The 18330-nt window shown below is 39.7% G+C and carries 16 protein-coding genes; 3 read left to right on the forward strand and 13 right to left on the reverse strand.

Annotated features, from left to right (window positions below; genetic code table 11):
* Positions 1–11: 11 nt before the first annotated feature.
* Positions 12–536, reverse strand: coding sequence for a peroxiredoxin (locus Q0L68_RS01565; protein WP_296698423.1), 525 nt, complete (start codon positions 534–536; stop codon positions 12–14).
* Between the two features lie 170 nt (positions 537–706).
* On the reverse strand, positions 707–1405 hold the full coding sequence (locus tag Q0L68_RS01570; protein WP_296698429.1) for an SDR family NAD(P)-dependent oxidoreductase: 699 nt from the start codon (positions 1403–1405) through the stop codon (positions 707–709).
* 146 nt (positions 1406–1551) lie between these two features.
* On the opposite strand from Q0L68_RS01570, the gene Q0L68_RS01575 reads away from it, so the two are divergent.
* Positions 1552–2835, forward strand: coding sequence for an amidohydrolase (locus Q0L68_RS01575; RefSeq protein WP_296698432.1), 1284 nt, complete (start codon positions 1552–1554; stop codon positions 2833–2835).
* A gap of 239 nt (positions 2836–3074) precedes the next feature.
* Positions 3075–4358, forward strand: coding sequence for an amidohydrolase (locus tag Q0L68_RS01580; RefSeq protein WP_296698435.1), 1284 nt, complete (start codon positions 3075–3077; stop codon positions 4356–4358).
* Between the two features lie 66 nt (positions 4359–4424).
* On the opposite strand, the gene Q0L68_RS01585 is transcribed toward Q0L68_RS01580, so the two are convergent.
* Positions 4425–5243, reverse strand: coding sequence for a purine-nucleoside phosphorylase (locus Q0L68_RS01585; RefSeq protein WP_296698438.1), 819 nt, complete (start codon positions 5241–5243; stop codon positions 4425–4427).
* Between the two features lie 95 nt (positions 5244–5338).
* On the opposite strand from Q0L68_RS01585, the gene Q0L68_RS01590 reads away from it, so the two are divergent.
* The gene (locus Q0L68_RS01590) at positions 5339–5863 is read left to right on the forward strand and encodes an NAD(P)H-dependent oxidoreductase (protein ID WP_296698441.1); all 525 of its coding nucleotides are present in this window, start codon (positions 5339–5341) and stop codon (positions 5861–5863) included.
* A 3-nt stretch (positions 5864–5866) separates the two neighbouring features.
* On the opposite strand, the gene ftsZ is transcribed toward Q0L68_RS01590, so the two are convergent.
* The 10 genes from ftsZ to Q0L68_RS01640 form a co-directional block, all read right to left on the reverse strand.
* A complete protein-coding gene (gene ftsZ, locus Q0L68_RS01595) occupies positions 5867–7531 on the reverse strand; it encodes a cell division protein FtsZ (protein ID WP_296698442.1) in 1665 nt (554 codons plus the stop codon).
* A 94-nt stretch (positions 7532–7625) separates the two neighbouring features.
* Complete coding sequence (gene ftsA, locus Q0L68_RS01600) at positions 7626–8936, reverse strand: cell division protein FtsA (RefSeq protein ID WP_296698469.1); 1311 nt, start codon at positions 8934–8936, stop codon at positions 7626–7628.
* Positions 8937–8946: 10 nt separating this feature from the next.
* Positions 8947–9705: a cell division protein gene (locus Q0L68_RS01605; protein ID WP_296698445.1), complete on the reverse strand. Its 759-nt coding sequence runs from the start codon at positions 9703–9705 to the stop codon at positions 8947–8949.
* On the reverse strand, positions 9702–11114 hold the full coding sequence (gene murC / locus Q0L68_RS01610; protein WP_296698449.1) for a UDP-N-acetylmuramate--L-alanine ligase: 1413 nt from the start codon (positions 11112–11114) through the stop codon (positions 9702–9704). Before murC ends, Q0L68_RS01605 begins: the two co-directional genes overlap by 4 nt.
* Positions 11111–12193 (reverse strand): undecaprenyldiphospho-muramoylpentapeptide beta-N-acetylglucosaminyltransferase, encoded by a 1083-nt coding sequence (murG, locus tag Q0L68_RS01615; RefSeq protein ID WP_296698452.1) that lies wholly within the window; start codon positions 12191–12193, stop codon positions 11111–11113. The genes murC and murG overlap by 4 nt, the downstream gene beginning before the upstream one ends.
* Positions 12194–12222: 29 nt before the next feature.
* Positions 12223–13389, reverse strand: coding sequence for an FtsW/RodA/SpoVE family cell cycle protein (locus Q0L68_RS01620; RefSeq protein ID WP_296698455.1), 1167 nt, complete (start codon positions 13387–13389; stop codon positions 12223–12225).
* Entirely contained in the window at positions 13386–14738 is a 1353-nt protein-coding gene (murD, locus tag Q0L68_RS01625) for a UDP-N-acetylmuramoyl-L-alanine--D-glutamate ligase (RefSeq protein WP_296698458.1), read from the reverse strand. The genes Q0L68_RS01620 and murD overlap by 4 nt, the downstream gene beginning before the upstream one ends.
* 7 nt (positions 14739–14745) lie before the next feature.
* A complete protein-coding gene (gene mraY / locus Q0L68_RS01630) occupies positions 14746–15957 on the reverse strand; it encodes a phospho-N-acetylmuramoyl-pentapeptide-transferase (protein ID WP_296698461.1) in 1212 nt (403 codons plus the stop codon).
* A 2-nt stretch (positions 15958–15959) separates the two neighbouring features.
* The gene (locus tag Q0L68_RS01635) at positions 15960–17423 is read right to left on the reverse strand and encodes a UDP-N-acetylmuramoyl-L-alanyl-D-glutamate--2,6-diaminopimelate ligase (RefSeq protein WP_296698464.1); all 1464 of its coding nucleotides are present in this window, start codon (positions 17421–17423) and stop codon (positions 15960–15962) included.
* Positions 17424–18330, reverse strand: a 907-nt coding sequence (locus tag Q0L68_RS01640; RefSeq protein ID WP_296698466.1) for a penicillin-binding transpeptidase domain-containing protein, incomplete at its 5' end; no start/stop codon positions are given.

Genomic DNA, 18330 nt, shown 5'->3' on the forward strand with positions numbered 1-18330 from the left:
TGGTTTTTATCTTATTTTCCTTTTGCCAATTGCTCTAGCAATAAATCGATCTCTGTTATCCCTACGTATTCTGATACCAACTGCTTTTTTGAATCATAGCAAAAAATTGAAGGTACACTTCGAATTTGGAAGTAACTGGCAACTTCCATCTCAGAATCAAGGAGAAAGTGAACAAAGCTTCTGTCTTTAATACCAAGACTATTTGCAAATCCTATCATCTCCTCTACCGGCTGAACAGTAGTTAAAATGATATTATAGTTCTTAAATTCATCGATTCTTTTAGAGAGAGAGCCTAGTTCTTCCTGGCATAAATGACAGGTGGAATTAAAGTAAATGAAGAGCGTAGGTTTATTTTCAGCTAATTGATGAATAGAATTCGGCATTCCGTTAATATCATTTAAGGTATAGTCGGGGAGAACTCTTGGAGCTGGAAGATTAGATTCGTTTATTAAATTTTCTTTTTGGGAAGAAACCGCTAAGTATGCTGTACTTCCAAGAAGGACCGTAAATAAAAAGATCAAATATATTTTATTCATAACCTTTGCCACTTTAAGAATGAGTTTCAAATTAAACACTTAACTCTCTCAAAACAATAATAAATGCCCAAAGAGATTGTATTTTGAATTTAAACAGTAGACTTAAAACACCTGGGCAGTAAAAAAAATTGCCAATGGTGTTTTAAATCCTTTTTGTTTAAGAGAATTCCTTATTTTTTTCCTTTAGGTCTTAAAGGTCGACATTCCACATCGGCGACAAAGTAATTTGGGTGAGTTTCCAAAGTTTGAACAATCGTAGTAGCCACGTCTATTGGTCTCATCATATTTTCATTAGCATCCACTCCAGGTATTTCATCAAAGAAATTGGTCTGAATTGATCCCGGATAAATAGTAGAAACTTTGATTCCAAAATCCCGAAGTTCCATATATAAAGAATGTGAAATTCCTCTAACAGCATGCTTAGTACCCACATATCCAGCAAACTTATTTACTCCATTTAATCCCGCAATAGATGCCACATTCAAAATATGGCCTTCATCTGCATCTTTCATTCCAGGTATCAACCGCTTCACGGTATAGAAAATACCATGAACGTTCGTATCAAACATCGCTTTCCAATCTTCTGTAGAAAAGCTTTCTGTATCACCAGCCACACCAAAACCCGCATTATTTACTAAAATTCTAATGTCCTTTCCAAGTTTTCCAACGGTGGCCTGAAAAGCTTTTTCAACAGAATCCTCTTTAGAAACATCACAAACAAAAAAATGAAAGTTGTCATGCGAAAATTTAGGAGCTGTCCTACCCCATCCAGCGACAATAGTCCCTTTATCGATTAATTGTTTTACAACTTCTAATCCAACTCCTTTGCTCACGCCAGTTACTACTGCAATTTTATTTTTCAATTCCATTATATCTATCTTTTTTACTATTCTCTTTTAAAGCAAATACAGGGAAAATAGTTCTACAGTTTCAAGATTTTAAAGTGATTCTAGATAAATACTCATGTGATGGATCATTTTTATAAATTTGGATAAAAACCAAAAACCCTCAACTAATGAAAAAATATCTTCTTCTCTTTGTTCTTATCTCGGGGACAACTTTTGGACAAACTTCACTTCGACCTGAGATTGATAAAAAAGCTTCGTCCATAGAATCTAAAGTTATTGAATGGCGAAGAGACATTCACCAGAATCCAGAACTTGGAAATCAGGAATTTCGCACTGCAAAAAAAGTTGCCGACCATCTTCGATCTTTGGGGATTGAAGTCACTGAAGGCGTGGCCGTTACAGGAGTAGTGGGTGTTCTGAAAGGCGGTAAACCTGGACCTACAGTTGCACTGAGGGCTGATATGGATGCATTACCCGTAACCGAACGAGTAGATTTACCTTTCAAATCTACGGTGACAACAACTTATAACGGGCAGGAAACCGGAGTGATGCATGCCTGTGGACATGATACTCATGTCGCGATCTTAATGGGAGTTGCAGAAGTATTGGCTGGAATGAGAGATCAGCTTCAAGGAAATGTAAAATTTATTTTCCAACCAGCAGAGGAAGGAGTTTACGATGGAAGCACAGCAGGCGCAGAATTAATGGTAGAAGAAGGAGTGATGGAAGATGTGGATGCCGTCTTTGGATTGCATATCGGATCTCAAATGGAAGTTGGTAAAATTGGCTACAGATCAGGGCCAGCATTAGCGGCGGTGGATAATCTGGAGATTACAGTAAATGGAGTACAAGCTCATGGTGCTTCACCTTGGTCAGGAGTGGATCCTATTGTTACATCTTCACAAATCATAAGTGGTTTGCAGACAATTCTTTCAAGAAGCGTAAATATCACAGAGAATCCAGCGGTTGTCACAATCGGGGCGATTCATGGAGGTATTCGTCACAATATCATCCCTGAGAAAGTAGAAATGATCGGTACCATCCGGACATTCGGAACAGAACAACAGGATCTGGTTCATAAACGAATTCGAGAAGTTGCGACAAATATTGCTGAAAGTGCAGGCGCTACAGCCGATGTGAAAATCGAAAAGCTTTATCCCTCTACCGTCAATAATCCAGCCCTAACAGCCCAAATGGCGCCTACTATTTTAGCTGCTGCAGGAGAAGGAAATGTGATTGCCAATCCCCCAATAACTGGAGCAGAAGATTTCAGCTTTTTTCAAATTGAGAAGCCAGGACTATTTATTTCCCTTGGAGGGATGAAAAAAGGTGGAGACCCCACAAAAACTCCATCACATCATACTCCAGACTTTTACATTGACGAAGGTGGATTCATACTTGGTATGAGAGTGATGAGCTACTTTGTGGTGGATTATATGGGAATGAAGTAATTTAAGATTTGTGATGTAGGATGTAAGATTGAACCTTTTGATAAAATCGATATCAAAGAATACCTGGATCTAAATGGTCTGGGTATTTTTTTTCCAAGCTATTGATTGTTTAAAGAAGGTAAATTCCGATTAGTAATAAGGTAGATTTATCTACCTTAGAGAAATCATCTGTTTTTAAAAAAAATAAAAAAAAGGACAGAATTCTTTATTTTGTTGATTAACCACTTAAACCAAAAAAATTGAAAAAGCTCCTTTTACCCTTCCTATTTATTTCTATAGCCAGTTTTGGCCAATCTAATCTACGAACAAATATCGATCAGTCTTCTGATGACGTTGAATCAAAAGTTGTAGAATGGAGGAGGGATTTCCACATGCACCCTGAGCTAGGAAATCAGGAATTTCGCACAGCAAAAGTTATAGCAGAACATCTTCGCTCCCTTGGAATGGAAGTAACTGAAGGTGTAGCTGTTACTGGAGTAGTTGGTGTTTTAAAAGGCGGAAAGCCTGGTCCAATGGTTGGGCTTCGTGCAGACATGGATGCTTTGCCAGTGACGGAAAGGAACGACCTGCCCTTCAAGTCTGTAAATACCGCTAACTATAACGGCCAGGAAACAGGGGTGATGCATGCTTGCGGTCACGATTCTCATATGGCAATTCTGATGGGAGTAGCAGAGGTTCTGGCAGGTATGAAAGACCAATTAGAAGGATCTGTTAAGTTTATTTTCCAACCTGCTGAAGAGGGTGTTTATGATGTGGATATTGCAGGAGCAGAGCTTATGGTGAAAGAAGGAGTGATGGAGGATGTGGATGCAATATTTGGATTACATATTTGGGCACAAATTGAGGCTGGCAAAATAGGTTATCGATCTGGCCCCTTTTTGGCAGCGGTAGATAATTTAGAAATTACCATCAACGGTACACAGGCACACGGTGCTGCTCCCTGGTCTAGTGTAGATCCAATAGTTACATCTGCACAAATAATAACTGGCCTACAGACCATACTATCACGAAATGTAAACATAACTGAAAACCCTGCCGTGGTAACGATAGGCGCTATTCACGGAGGCATTCGACATAATATTATTCCAGAAAAAGTAGAAATGATCGGTACGATCAGAACTTTTGGCGATGAGCAGCAGGCGCTTGTCCATAAAAGAATCACTGAAATCGCTACAAACATTGCAGAAAGTGCTGGAGCTACTGCTGATGTAAACATTGGTAAACTCTATCCTTCTACAGTAAACCCTCCAGAACTTACTTCCAAAATGACTCCTTCTATGCAGGCTGCAGCGGGAGAAGGTAATGTAATAGCCATGCCCCCTGTGACAGGTGCAGAAGATTTTAGCTTTTTTCAAAGAGAAAAACCAGGATTTTTCATTTTCCTTGGAGGTATGAAAAAAGGTGCCGATCCATTAACTACTCCATCCCATCATACTCCAGATTTTCATATCGAAGAAAGCGGGTTCAAGCTTGGTGTAAGGGCTTTGAGCTACTTTGTGGTAGATTATATGGGAATGCAATAAAGAATTCCTTACCAGAGAAAAGCCTCAATTCTTGATAGAATCGAGGCTTTTTTAATATTTATGGGATTACATTCGCTGGACTAACTCCGACATCACTTTTGCCATGATTGGTTCTGCTAAGGCCGCTGCTTTCAAAACCTCCGCAATTGTTACTTTTTTAATTTTGCCTTCCACTCCCAAATCGGTAATAGCCGAAATCCCAAATACTTCCATCTCCATCTGTCTTGCCACAATTACCTCGGGAATAGTACTCATTCCCACAGCATCAGCTCCAATGATTCTGAGATATTTATATTCTGCGGGGGTTTCCAAATTTGGACCTTGTACTCCAGCGTAAACACCAGTATGAAACATAAACTTATTCTCAAGGGCGATTTCCTCCGCTAGCTGAATTAATCTTTCAGAATATGTATCACTCATATCCGGAAACCTAACTCCAAATTCATCAAGGTTTTTTCCTCTCAATGGGCTTTCGGGAAACAGATCTATGTGATCGTTGATAATCATTACCTCTCCAACATGCTGGGAAGGATTTAATCCCCCACAAGCATTCGAAACCAAAAGGTGTTTCACCCCCAATAATTTCATCACTCTAACAGGAAAGGTTACCTCTTTCATGGAATAACCTTCGTAATAATGAAACCGGCCTTTCATTGCTACTACTTTTTTTTCTCCAATGCTTCCAAAAATCAATTTCCCTGAATGGCTCTCCACCGTAGATAAAGGGAAATGAGGAATTTCACTGTAATCAATTTCGATATCAACATGGATTTGATCAACAAGCTTGCCGAGCCCGGTTCCAAGAATAATTCCGATATTGACTTCTCCAGGATAAAGGTTACTTATAAATTGAGAAGCTTCTTTGATTTGATCCGCGTAGTTCATAGAAATAAAAATCAGGTGAGGTAAAGATATTAAAATTGACCTTTTTTCGAACTATTACCTTCAACACCTTGTATTAGTTGACAAAATATCCTCAAATGATCAAAATTATTGTTGGCACGAATCGAAAAAATTCAGTTTCAAAAGTTATAGCTGAACTTTACCAAACTATTCTTAAAGAAAAGGGAGCTGATTCCGAAATTCTAGAATTGGAAAACTTACCTATTGATTTTATAGGAACTGCTTTGTATGAAAACAATGGCAAAAATGATGATTATAATCTATTTCATGATAAGGTGAAATCTGGAGAAAAATTCGTCTTTATCGTACCCGAATACAATGGATCTTTTCCTGGTATTCTGAAAGCTTTTATTGATGGGATGACTTATCCCAATTCATTTCAAAATAAAAAAAGTGCTCTTGTGGGAATTTCTTCTGGAATCGGGGGAGGTGGCATCGCTTTGAGCCACCTCACCGATATATTCCATTACCTGGGAATGCATGTCCTTGCTCTCAAGCCGAAGCTTGCTAAAATAGAGCAAAATATGTCAGATAACCTGCTCACCAACAGGCTTTACTTGGACTTATTGCAAACTCAGGCTGACATGTTACTAGAATTTTAAAATCTAGTCAACATTATCATGTAAGAATCTATTATTTCCCAGAATCTCATTATCGTCGTTCAGATTAAATTTACTGATGTTTTCTTCTGAACTATGTTGAGGTTCATTCAACTTTACATTCTTACGTTGGTATGCAGGCACTTCCATTTTCTCTTTCAGTTCTTCTGGAGTAGGATTGAAAGTACGGTTGCCTCTAAGTTTCTCAAATCGCTCATGGGCTCTCTGAATAGCCTTTTGCTTCATTTGCTCATAATAATCATTCGCAAACAAAGGCGCTGCAGGTTCAGACTCTTCCTTTTTAGGTTCAGACTCTGTCTTTTCTTCTTCTTCGTAAAGGTCATGAACGATCTTTTCTTCCTCAGGCTTTACAAATTCGAATTCTGATTTCTCTTCCTGCTTAGGCTTGACCTCAAAATTAAATTCTGGCTCAACTTCCTTAGTATCTTCTTTTGATTCAGTTTCCTCCTCTTTCGACTTATCTGCTAAAGGAGCTGCTTTCGGGAAAGAAAAAACAAACGTAGCACCGTTGCCAACAGCTTCCTCTTTAACTTTTTCACTCTTTCCGGAATCCAAATTTATCACTGTTTTTACTGCTTCAGGCTCAGGAGCTTTCTCAGTTACACTTGGAGCAATAACTGGCGTTGGAAGAGGAGCTTTCATCTCTGCTCTCTTCGCACCCTCTAATCTATCCATTTCAAATCCAGTGGCAATTACTGTTACTCGAATAGCACTACCCAGTTCAGGATCTATCCCCTGACCGAAGATAACTTCGGCGTTGTCACCGGCTTTCTCTTGAATGTATTCAGTGATTTCACTCAATTCATCCATTGAAAGTTCCTCATCTTCTCCAGACATAATTGAAAGCAAGATTTTCTCCGCTCCTTTGATATCCACATTATTGAGCAATGGAGAAGATATTGCAGAACCTGCTGCTCGGATCGCTCTTCCTTCTCCTTCTTCAGTAGAGGATCCCATCACAGCAGCACCTGCATCTTTCATGACAGTTTTCACATCTTCAAAATCGACGTTCACATCCTGATGAATTGTAATAATCTCTGCAATGGATTTTGCGGCAGTAGTCAAAATATCATCTGCTTTTCCAAAAGCAGTCCTGATAGCAAGATTACCGTAAATCTCTCTGAGTTTATCATTCAAAATCACCAGCACGGTATCACAATTTTCACGAAGAGATTCAATGCCTTGCTGGGCAACATTCATTTTCTTCCTTCCCTCAAACATAAACGGAGCTGTTACAATACCAACCGTTAAAATGTTGAGTTCCTTTGCGATTTTGGCGATAACTGGTGCGGCACCTGTTCCAGTTCCACCACCCATTCCGGCAGTTATAAATACCATTTTGGTATTATCTGCCAAAAGCTCACGAATCTCGTCCTGAGATTCTATTGCTGCATTTTTTCCTTGTTCAGGATTAGCTCCTGCACCCAAACCTTCTGTGAGGTTTGCTCCCAATTGAAGTCTCAAAGGAACGGGACTAGATTTTAAAGCCTGTGCGTCGGTATTGACTACCACAAACTCTACATCTTTAATTCCTTGGCTGAACATATGGTTTACGGCATTGGAACCGCCCCCACCTACGCCAATTACTTTGATAATCGACTTCTGATTTTTTGGAAGATCAAATCTGTAATCTTTCATGTTATCTGACATATTTATTGTTTTGGTGAATTAGTTTCTTTGTTTTTTAAAAGGTAATCCAGGGAAATAAACAGCAAAGCCATTTATCTCCGCTCAATCATAAGCCCTAGTAGGTAATATCGTCTCCGATGTCATCGGTTATTATTCCTTTCAGTTTTGCTCCTATGCTTCTGAAAATATCTTTGGTCAAAAATTCCTTATTTCCCGGTTTCACTATTGGGGCTGAATTAGCCAACCTTTTTTTATATCCTTCTTCTCTTTCATCAAGAGATTTGAACCCCGCCAAAACCAATCCGACAGAAGTAGCGTACATCGGAGATTTTACTTCTTCGACTACGGACTTACCCAAATGCTCATTTGGATAACCAATCCGTGTGTCCAAGCCGGTCATGTATTCAAATAGTTGACTAATGCATTGTAATTGAGAACCACCACCTGTAAGCACTATACCACCGGCAAGCTTCTTATAGTGGCCTGATTGCATTATTTCATTTTGGACTATCTCAATAATTTCTTCCATTCTAGCTTCAATGATAGAAGCAAGGTTTCGAATCGAAATTTCTTTTGGAGGTCTATTTCTCAGCCCAGGAATTGAAACGATCTCATTTGGATTGGCTTCATTGGCAATTGCTTTTCCAAATCTGGTTTTTAATAATTCAGCTTGATTTTGCATAACCATGCAACCTTCCTTAATATCAGTTGTGATGATGTTGCCTCCCAAGGGAATTACTGCAGTATGCCTAATAATATTTTCATAGAAAATGGCAATATCTGTGGTTCCGCCGCCTATATCTACAAGGCAGACACCTGCTTCTTTTTCTTCTTCACTAAGGACAGAAAGGGAACTTGCCAATGGTTCAAGAATCAACTGCTTGGAACTGAGGTTGGCTCTTCGGACACATCGGTTAATATTATTGATCGCTGTTGTTTGTGCTGTGATAATATGGAAGTCTGCCTCGAGACGAGTACCAGACATCCCTACAGGATCTTTGATACCACCTTCATAGTCGACAGTATAATCCTGAGGCATAACATGGATAATGCTATTTCCCGGGGGCACCACGATATTTTCCATATCGCTGGAAAGTCTTCTTACGTCCTCTACTGTGATTTCATCCTCAGTAGGCGTTCGCATGATACTTCCATGCACAATTTTACTTTGAATGTGTTGACCAGCAATACCAACAATTACTTCCGCAATATCCACGTCGGCCATTTCGGAAGCATCTTCCACAGCCTTTTGGATTGCATGAACTGTCTTGTCAATATTTGTCACCACACCGCGGTTGACTCCGTCAGATACGGCTTTACCCATTCCGAGTACTTCGAGTTTGCCAAACTCATTTTTTCGGCCGATGATCGCACAGATTTTGGTAGTCCCAATATCCAGTCCGACAATTAGTCTGTCATTTTCCATTCCCAAGCTATTATTCACAAACAATTTGATCTTTAAACTTTACACTTACCCGCTCGTAGGCATTCCAGCCTTTTCGCGGTAATATCTCCTTATAGAAGACCTCAATTTTTTTAAACTTCTCAGCGATATCCTGAGCCCCGCCAAACTCGATGACCTGCCTGCCTACTTGTTGCATCATTCGGATATCAGTTTTAGAATTAACCTCTAATTCCGGTATCTGGGCGGACCAAAAGTCATCCTTGACAATGAAATTGATTAGATCCATCAATTCTGGCATCTGCTCATTTACATCCCCCTTTTCCATGATACGCTCAGCTTCATTTCCTTGCAAAATCAATACTCTACTAGTATAAGATGGAGAGGTAGGAATTACCTTTCCTTCCACAGTTATATATCCATCAGCTGCATAGGATCGAGCTATTCTAGCTATAGGCTGATGTTGTTCGATTTTCAGATTCAAGATTCCTTTTTGTCCTAAGGATGCCTGAACTGACTTGATAAAAGGGTGTCCATTTAACCTTTGCTCAACTTCTTTTAGCCTCACCTCTTCAAGCATTAAACCTGCTTTCAATTCAGGGAATGCTGCCTTCAAGATTTCTTGAACCTCCTTTTCTTCGACGAAATAGACGCCACTGACTCCATTTATATCAATTTCAACACCTTGATAAGTCTTATAGAGAGTTTGCTTTTCGACAAACCCAATGAAGCCGACTAGCACTACACATAGCACCAGAAAAACAAGCGTCTTTTTAATTCTTATTTTTTTCATACGGCATTCAATTTTTGTCTGGAATTCATCCAGGCAGCAATACCCGGAACCAAACGATCTATATCTCCTGCTCCCAAAGTCACCAGAACTTCCGGGTTTGATTTTTCCAAATGAGCCATCAAATCAGCTTTCTTGACCAGAGACTTTTTCTTTGATTGAATCTTTCCTAAAAGCATTTCCGAACTCACTCCTTCTATCGGTAATTCTCTTGCTGGATAGATATCCAGTAAAATCACCTCATCTGCCAATGATAGACTTTCCGAAAATCCATCAGCAAAATCCCTTGTCCTGGAAAATAAATGAGGTTGAAAAACCACCGTAAGCTTACTTGTAGGATACATGGCTATCACCGAGCTCAAAAAGGCCCTGATTTCCTCAGGATGATGGGCATAGTCATCGATGTAAACCAATCTCTCTTGATTTACATGAATTTCAAATCTTCTTTTTACTCCCCGGAAGGAGGCTAACCCATTTCTAATTTGTTCATCTGGAATGCCATGCTCTGTAGCTATAGCAATGGCTACCAAAGCATTTTCCACATTATGGAAACCTGGAATGAAAAGTTCTAAATGAGATATCTCTTTTTGACCATCTACATAGTCAAAAACAAAAGAGCCTGGTTTTGCCTGAATGTTTTTTGCACGAATTCCTTCTGACCTCAATCCATATAATCTAATGGGAACTTTAGGCATTCTTACTTCTCCTAATCTATCCGCTGCATTGTATTGAATAAACAGCTTTCCCTTTTTGTCAATTAGTTTAACAAATTCTCCAAAGCCATCCAGAATAGTATTTTCATCTCCATAGATATCTAGGTGATCAGCATCCGTACTTGTCACTACCGCCTCGTTTGGATGCAATCTCAGGAAGGATCTATCAAATTCATCTGCTTCAACTACCACCAACGTCGGTTCTTTAGATTTTTTATCTCCCAGAATCAGATTACTTTGGTAATTCTGAGTGATCCCTCCGAGAAATGCAGCTACAGGTTTCCCGGCAACTTTCAATAAGTGAGCAATCAAAGAGGAAGTGGTGGTTTTACCGTGAGTCCCAGCTACTGCGATCGTATGGAAATTTTTAGTCACTATCCCCAATACCTCCGATCTTTTCTTTAAGTCATAACCATGCTCTCGGAAGTAACCCAATTGCACACTGTCTTTTGGAATTGCAGGAGTCCAGACGATTAAGGTAGAATCCGATGACGTTTTCACTTTCTCAGGAATCGTGTCTAGAGAATCTTCAAAAGTCACCGGCATTCCTTCGGCGATTAATTCCTCTGTCAATGGAGAAGGTGTTCGGTCATATCCGGATACAGCATATCCCTCATGACGAAACCATCGGGCCAAGGCACTCATGCCTATACCGCCGATTCCGAGGAAATAAACTCTATGTATACCTTCGAAGCTCATGCTACCAATTGTTCTATTTCTTTTCTTATGGCTATTGCCGCATTCGGTTTTGCCAAACTTCTAATATTTGATCCTAATGCCAATCCTATTGAGGGATCGGCTATCAGTTCATCCAATTTCAATTTCAATTTTCCTACAGCATCATTGTCCTTCAAAAGCCAAGCTGCATTATGACTCACATAAGCCATTGCGTTTTTGGTTTGATGATCCTCAGCCACATTTGGTGAAGGGATGAAAATCACAGGCTTCCCAACTATTGAAAGTTCAGAAACTGATAAAGCACCAGCTCTGGAAACTATGATATCCGCTGCAGCATATGCCAAATCCATCTCTCGGATAAATTCTCGCAAATGGATATTGTTTAGAGCAGCAGCATCAGTTTTCTCAAGCATTTCCTTGAAATAATATTTACCAGACTGCCATAGTACTTGATATCCAGATTGGTCAAGCTTTTTCATATCCTTCAAAACTGCCTGATTCAGCGTTCTCGCTCCTAATGAGCCCCCTAAAACCAGCACTGTTATCTTTCCTTCGTTCAAACCAAAATGTTCGAATGCCTTTCCCCTTTTGCCATTTAGCTCAAGGATATCTTTCCGAACTGGATTTCCCGTATAGATTATTTTTTCTAAAGGGAAAAACTGCTCCATATTTGGATAGGCAACACATATCCTTTTTGCTTTTTTAGCCAAAATCTTATTGGTCAATCCAGCATAAGAATTCTGCTCCTGGACCAATGTTGGAATTCCTTTACTTTGAGCGGCATAAAGGATGGGACCACTTGCATATCCTCCCACTCCAACCACTACATCTGGCCGAAATTCCTTCACCATTTTTTTCGCTTTCATTAGGCTTTTCAAAAGTTTGAAGGGAAATTTCAGGTTCTCCAAAGTCAAACTCCTTTGCAAGCCAGCTACCGGTAAGCCTTCAATTCTATATCCAGCCTCAGGAACTTTTTGCATTTCCATTTTGCCAAGTGCACCGACAAAAAGAATCTCGCTGTCTGGGAATTCTTCTTTCCAGGCATTCGCAATGGCGATAGCCGGATAGATATGTCCTCCAGTTCCTCCTCCACTGATCATGATGCGATATGTTCTTTTCGTTTCGATAGTTATGCTGTTCTTAATCTTGATTTATTTGCTGCAGTTACACTGCCTAATTCTTCATCTTGATGATCCCCACGACTTACTGAGAGGATTATTCCCAAGGAAATTCCAGTAAAAACTAAAGAGGTTCCTCCCATGCTTAGAAGTGGAAGAGGCAATCCTGTAATTGGTCCGAGACCAACAGCAACTGCCATATTCACTAAAGCTTGAATCACCAATGCAAAACTGAGTCCTGCGGATAGCAATCCTCCAAATGCTTTATTGGAGTTTGCAACGATTCTCATACCTCGATAGAGAAGTGCCAAATAGAGAAAGAGAACTGAAACGCCTCCAACCAGACCATATTCTTCTATGATGATTGCATAGATGAAATCTGAATATGGGTGAGGTAATGAGTTTCTCTGCTCACTATTTCCAGGGCCTTTACCGGTCACTCCACCAGTTGCAATCGCGATGTAAGACTGTTCTGCTTGGAAAGGAACTTCCTCCTCATCCATAAATGCTTCTATTCTGGAAAAGAATGTCTCTCCTCTTTGGCCTAAGAAAACAGCCGCGGTTAATCCAAGAACCCCAACCATGACAACCATTGCAAGATACTTTACCGGAACACGTCCAATAAACATGATCAGCAAGCAGGTCAACAATAGCAATATTGCCGTTGACATATTTGCCATAGCAATCAATAAGCAAATCACTCCAATGGAGATTATGATGGGGACAAACGTATTTTTAAAGTCTTTAATATTGTTTTGCTTCCTAGCCAGCATAGCTGCCAAAGCTGCTATCAAAGCAAGTTTTGCCAAATCCGAAGGTTGAAATGCCTGATTGATCACAGGAATTGTAAGCCATCTGTTTGCCTCATTAATATTTGAGCCAAACATATAAGTCAACATCAATAATGGGATCGATAAGAACATGGCCAATCTGGCGTAAAGCGCATAATTCTTATAGGGGATTTTATGTGCAAACCACATAACAACTAGTGATACAAACACTAAAAAGGAATGCCTAAATAAATACACCTCCGTATTGCCTCCAGCATATTTATAAGCCAAAGATCCAGTCGCAGAATACACTACCAGAATACTGAATAGCGACAACAAGATCACTATCCCCCAGATTAGAGGGTCTCCCTTGAAGTGTCTATCTATCCATGCCTTAAACTGATTCATGCGATGGTTTCTGGTTTGAGTTCATTAACTGCGACACGAAATTGGTCACCCCTATCTTCATAATTCTTAAACAAGTCAAAACTTGCACATGCAGGTGAAAGTAAAACCACATCACCAGGGACAGCTAAAAGTTGACCCCATGCTACAGCTTCTTTAATACTTTGGGTTTCTCGAATATCTCTGACTGAATTACCAAATGCTTTTTTCAACTTGGAATTGTCTTTCCCTAAGCAGATAAGACACTTCACTTTTTCTTCAACCAAGTCCAAAACGGAGCTATAATCATTTCCTTTGTCCACTCCTCCTGCTATCCAAATCAATGGATTTTTAAAAGCGTCCAAAGCATAAGCGGTGGCCTCCACATTGGTTCCTTTGCTATCGTTTATAAAAGAAACTCCATTGATTTCCTTGATCAATTCCATCCTATGAGGAGCATTCTTAAAGCTTTCAAAAGCGTCAAGCATTTGCTCTTCTTTGACTCCCGCTAATAATGCAGCCATTCCTGCACAGAGGGCATTCATAATATTATGGTCTCCTTTTAAAGAAAGCTTATCTATAGAGATAGTAGCATGTTGATCGGAAGTCTTTATATGCAGTGAATTGCCATCTGAAAAAGCTCCTTTATCAATTTTTGAATTATTCCCTATCCAATAGATTTCAGGTCTCAATTTTATTTTATTCAAACCCTCTTGAGTCAAAGGATCCTGCTCATTTAAAATTGCCTGAGCTAAAGGCTCCATATTTTTAAACAATCCAAACTTAGACTCTATGTAATTCTCAATTTTATAATCGTACCGATCCAAATGGTCCGGAGTGATATTGGTCAAAATTGCAATGGCTGGTTTAAAGAAGAAAAATCCATCAATCTGGAAACTGCTACACTCAATTACCCACCAATGATGATCTCCTTCCAACAATTGAGCTGCCCAGCTTTTTCCTACGTTACCTGCTAATCCAACATCTAATCCAGCTGATTTTAGCAAATGATAAGTCAAAAGCGTAGTAGTCGTCTTTCCGTTGGTACCAGTAATGGCAATTACTTTTCCAGCACTATATCGAAATGCAAACTCTAATTCATCAATTACAGAAATTCCCTCCTCCAAAGCTTTCTCAACTATGGAAGCTGTGTCAGGAATACCGGGAGATTTAATTATCAAATCCGAATCCAGAATAATTGATTCTGTATGCAAGCCTTCCTCAAAAGGGATTTCTTCCTCCCTCAACTTTTCTTTCCTGCTATCGCTTATTTTTCCAGAATCTGAAACCCAAACGGCAAAGCCATTCCGCTTTGCGAGCAATGCTGCTCCCAATCCGCTTTCTCCTGCTCCCAGAATGGCTATCTGTTTCATTATCTTTTTATCTCAATTTTAATATTGCCAATGTGATGACCGCCAAAAGAATCCCGATGATCCAGAATCGAGTCACAATTTTAGATTCAGGAATATTTTTCTTTTGGTAATGATGATGCAATGGTGACATTAGAAATATCCTCCTGCCTTCTCCGTATTTTTTCCTGGTATATTTAAAATAACTGACCTGAATAATGACGCTGGCATTTTCAATCACAAACACCCCGCACATGATTGGAATCAATAATTCCTTTCGAAGCGTCAAAGCCAGAACCGCAATCACTCCCCCGAGCATTAGACTCCCGGTATCTCCCATAAAGACCTGAGCTGGATAGGCATTGTACCATAAGAATCCAATACAAGCTCCAATAAAAGCTGAGGTGAAAATCACCAACTCCCCTGAATTCGGGATATACATAATGTTGAGGTATTGGGAGAAAATGGCATTACCACTGATGTATGCGAAAATCGCAATCGTCAATCCAATAATCGCAGAGGTGCCTGCTGCCAATCCATCAATCCCGTCAGTAATATTCGCTCCATTAGACACAGCCGTAATGATGAAAATCACGACCAAAATGTATAACACAGGCGTCATCGCCTCACCCAAAAAGTCAAGCAAGGTCTCGTAATTCAGCTCATTGTTTTTGACAAAGGGGATAGTGGTTTTTGCAACATTGACATCTTTAAAAGCAGGGGTCTCGACAACTCCTTCTTCAATGGAAACAGGATTTTGGAATTCTCGGATCACCACATCTTCATTGAAGTAAAGCGTGGCTCCTACAATTATTCCAATACCGATCTGACCAACTATCTTGAATTTCCCTGCAAGGCCTTCTTTATTTTTTCTAAAAACCTTGATATAATCGTCTAAGAAACCAATTCCTCCTAACCAAACCGTGGTTATCAGCAATAGAATGATGTACACATTATTAAGATCAGCAAAAAGAAGCGTTGGTATTAAAATCGCTGCAATCATCATCAGACCACCCATGGTTGGAGTGCCTTTTTTCTGAGATTGTCCTTCTAGCCCCAGGTCACGTACTGTCTCACCAATTTGCTTTCTCCTGATCCAGTTGATGATATTCTTACCAAAAGTGATAGTGATGATCAAAGAAAAAAGCGCAGCCATCCCCGCCCTAAAAGAGATGTATCGAAATACACCTGTTCCAGGAATGTCTAAGACTTGATCTAAATATTCAAAAATCGGATACAACATTCTCAGCTCTGGGTAAATTGCGTTAATAATTCTGTCACCACTTCTGCATCATCAAAGTGATGTTTCACTCCTTTTATTTCTTGGTAATCCTCATGTCCTTTTCCTGCGATCAAGATTATATCCCCTTTATTTGAAAGCATACATGCTGTCTTAATTGCCTCTCTGCGATCTTCAATCGTTAATATTTTTCTAATTTCTGATGGGCCAATTCCGGATTGCATATCTTTCAAAATTTCCATAGGGTCTTCAAAACGAGGATTATCTGAGGTTAAAATCGCTTTATTACTTTCCTGAACAGCGATTTTTGCCATAATGGGCCTTTTGGTTTTGTCACGATTCCCTCCACACCCAACTACTGTGATCAATTGTTCCACACCGGTTCTGACGCCATTTATAGTTTTTAAGACATTATCTAATGCGTCAGGAGTGTGCGCATAGTCTACTATCGCAGTGATCCCTCCAATTGAAATTCGATCAAATCTGCCTTTAGCTCCTTTGATGGCAGACAATTCTCGAAGCACTTCCTCTTCTTCCTCCCCCAAAAGGACAGCTGTTGCCATCACTCCTAAAAGATTGTATGCATTGAAGGAGCCAATCATTAAAAACCAGATCAACTTTCCATTAATATCCAGTTCCAAACCTTCAAGGGTATTGGAAATAATTTTCGCTTTGAAATCAGAAGGGGATTTAAGTCCAAAAGTCAGATGTGTTGCCTTACAATTTTGAAGCATAACCATCCCTCGCTTATCATCCTCATTGACTAAAGCAAAAGCATCTTTCGGTAAATCATCAAATAGCTTTTTCTTGGCTTTGATATACTCATCAAAGGTCTTGTGATAATCCAGGTGATCGTGAGAAATGTTTGTAAAAACAGCTCCAACTAATTTCAAACCAGCAATTCTTTCTTGTACGATGGCATGAGAACTTGCTTCCATGAAGCAATGCGTACATCCCGCATCCAACATTTTGCGAAGCAAAGCCTGAACACTTACCGAATCTGGAGTCGTATGAGTAGCTGGGATCACCTCTTCATTTATCTTATTTTCTACCGTAGACAGCAACCCGGTACTATAACCCAGTGCCATGTATAGCTGGTGAAGGAGCGTAACGGTGGTGGTTTTACCATTGGTCCCTGTTACCGCTACTACTTTTATTTTTTCGGAGGGATTATCGAAGTAATTTGATGCCATAATGCCCATGGCTTTTGCTGAATTCACTACTTGTACGTAGGTGATTCCATCTTTAAGTTCAGAAGGTAGCTGCTCACAGATAATTACTTTAGCCCCTTTTTCAATAGCAGTTTCAATAAATTCATGTCCATCTACCTGAGTCCCTGGAACAGCTACAAATACTGACCTATCGACCACTTTTCTGCTATCAAAGACAATATTCTGAATCCGCAATTCCATGTCACCGGTAGTGCTGATTAGAGATACTTTATATAATATGTCTTTTAGTACTTTCATTTAGCCTAAAACAAGGTTAATGGTGGCATTATTGATTAATTCTGAACCTGGGGAAAGCGATTGGTTTTTCACTACACCTTTTCCTGAATAATTTACTTTCAGACCTTTATTTTCAAGAATATATAAGGCGTCTTTCAGTGGTAATCCTGAGACATCAGGGACCAATGGCTTATCCATTTCATTGTTTTGCCATTGGACATTATCTCCTGTCGATACGGTTCTCACCCATTCCTCTGCATTCGCAGGACTGGCTTTTACACCTAACTCATCAAAAATCTCATTTAGCTCCCCTCCTCTTCCTGCTTTAATTAATGGCGTTTTTGGGTTAGAATTTTCAGCCTGGAAAATCTGAGTTTGATTCGATGGATTCAACTCAATATCCAATGCATAAATCCTGTCCGCGATTTCTTTGAAAACCGGTGCTGAAACATCCCCTCCATAAGCTGCAAAGCCTTTTGGGCTATCGATCACCACAATCATGGAGTATTTAGGATTGTCAGCAGGGAAATATCCCGCGAAACTCGTGTAGTACTTTTGGGTATATTTACCATCAATTAGCTTTTGGGCAGTACCAGTTTTCCCAGCTATTTTATAATCAGCGTTTGCAATATTTCTTGCAGTTCCCCGTACTACTACGCCTTCCAAAAGTTCCTGCAATAGCTTGATCGTTTTATCAGACGCGATTTGCTTTCGGAGAATTTCAGTTTCGTATCGCTCTTGAATGGTGTTTCCCTTCGCAATTGCCTTTACAATAATTGGCTTCACCATCGTTCCCCCATTTGCCACCGCATTATATAAAGCAAGGGTGTGAAGAGGATTTAACTTGATTTCGTATCCAATGGAAATCCATGGCAAGGATGTTCCATACCAGTTTTTATCTCCTGGTTTTTTAAAATATGGTTTCCCT

It is taken from the genome of Algoriphagus sp., assembly GCF_024642405.1.
Classification (GTDB): Bacteria; Bacteroidota; Bacteroidia; order Cytophagales; family Cyclobacteriaceae; genus Algoriphagus.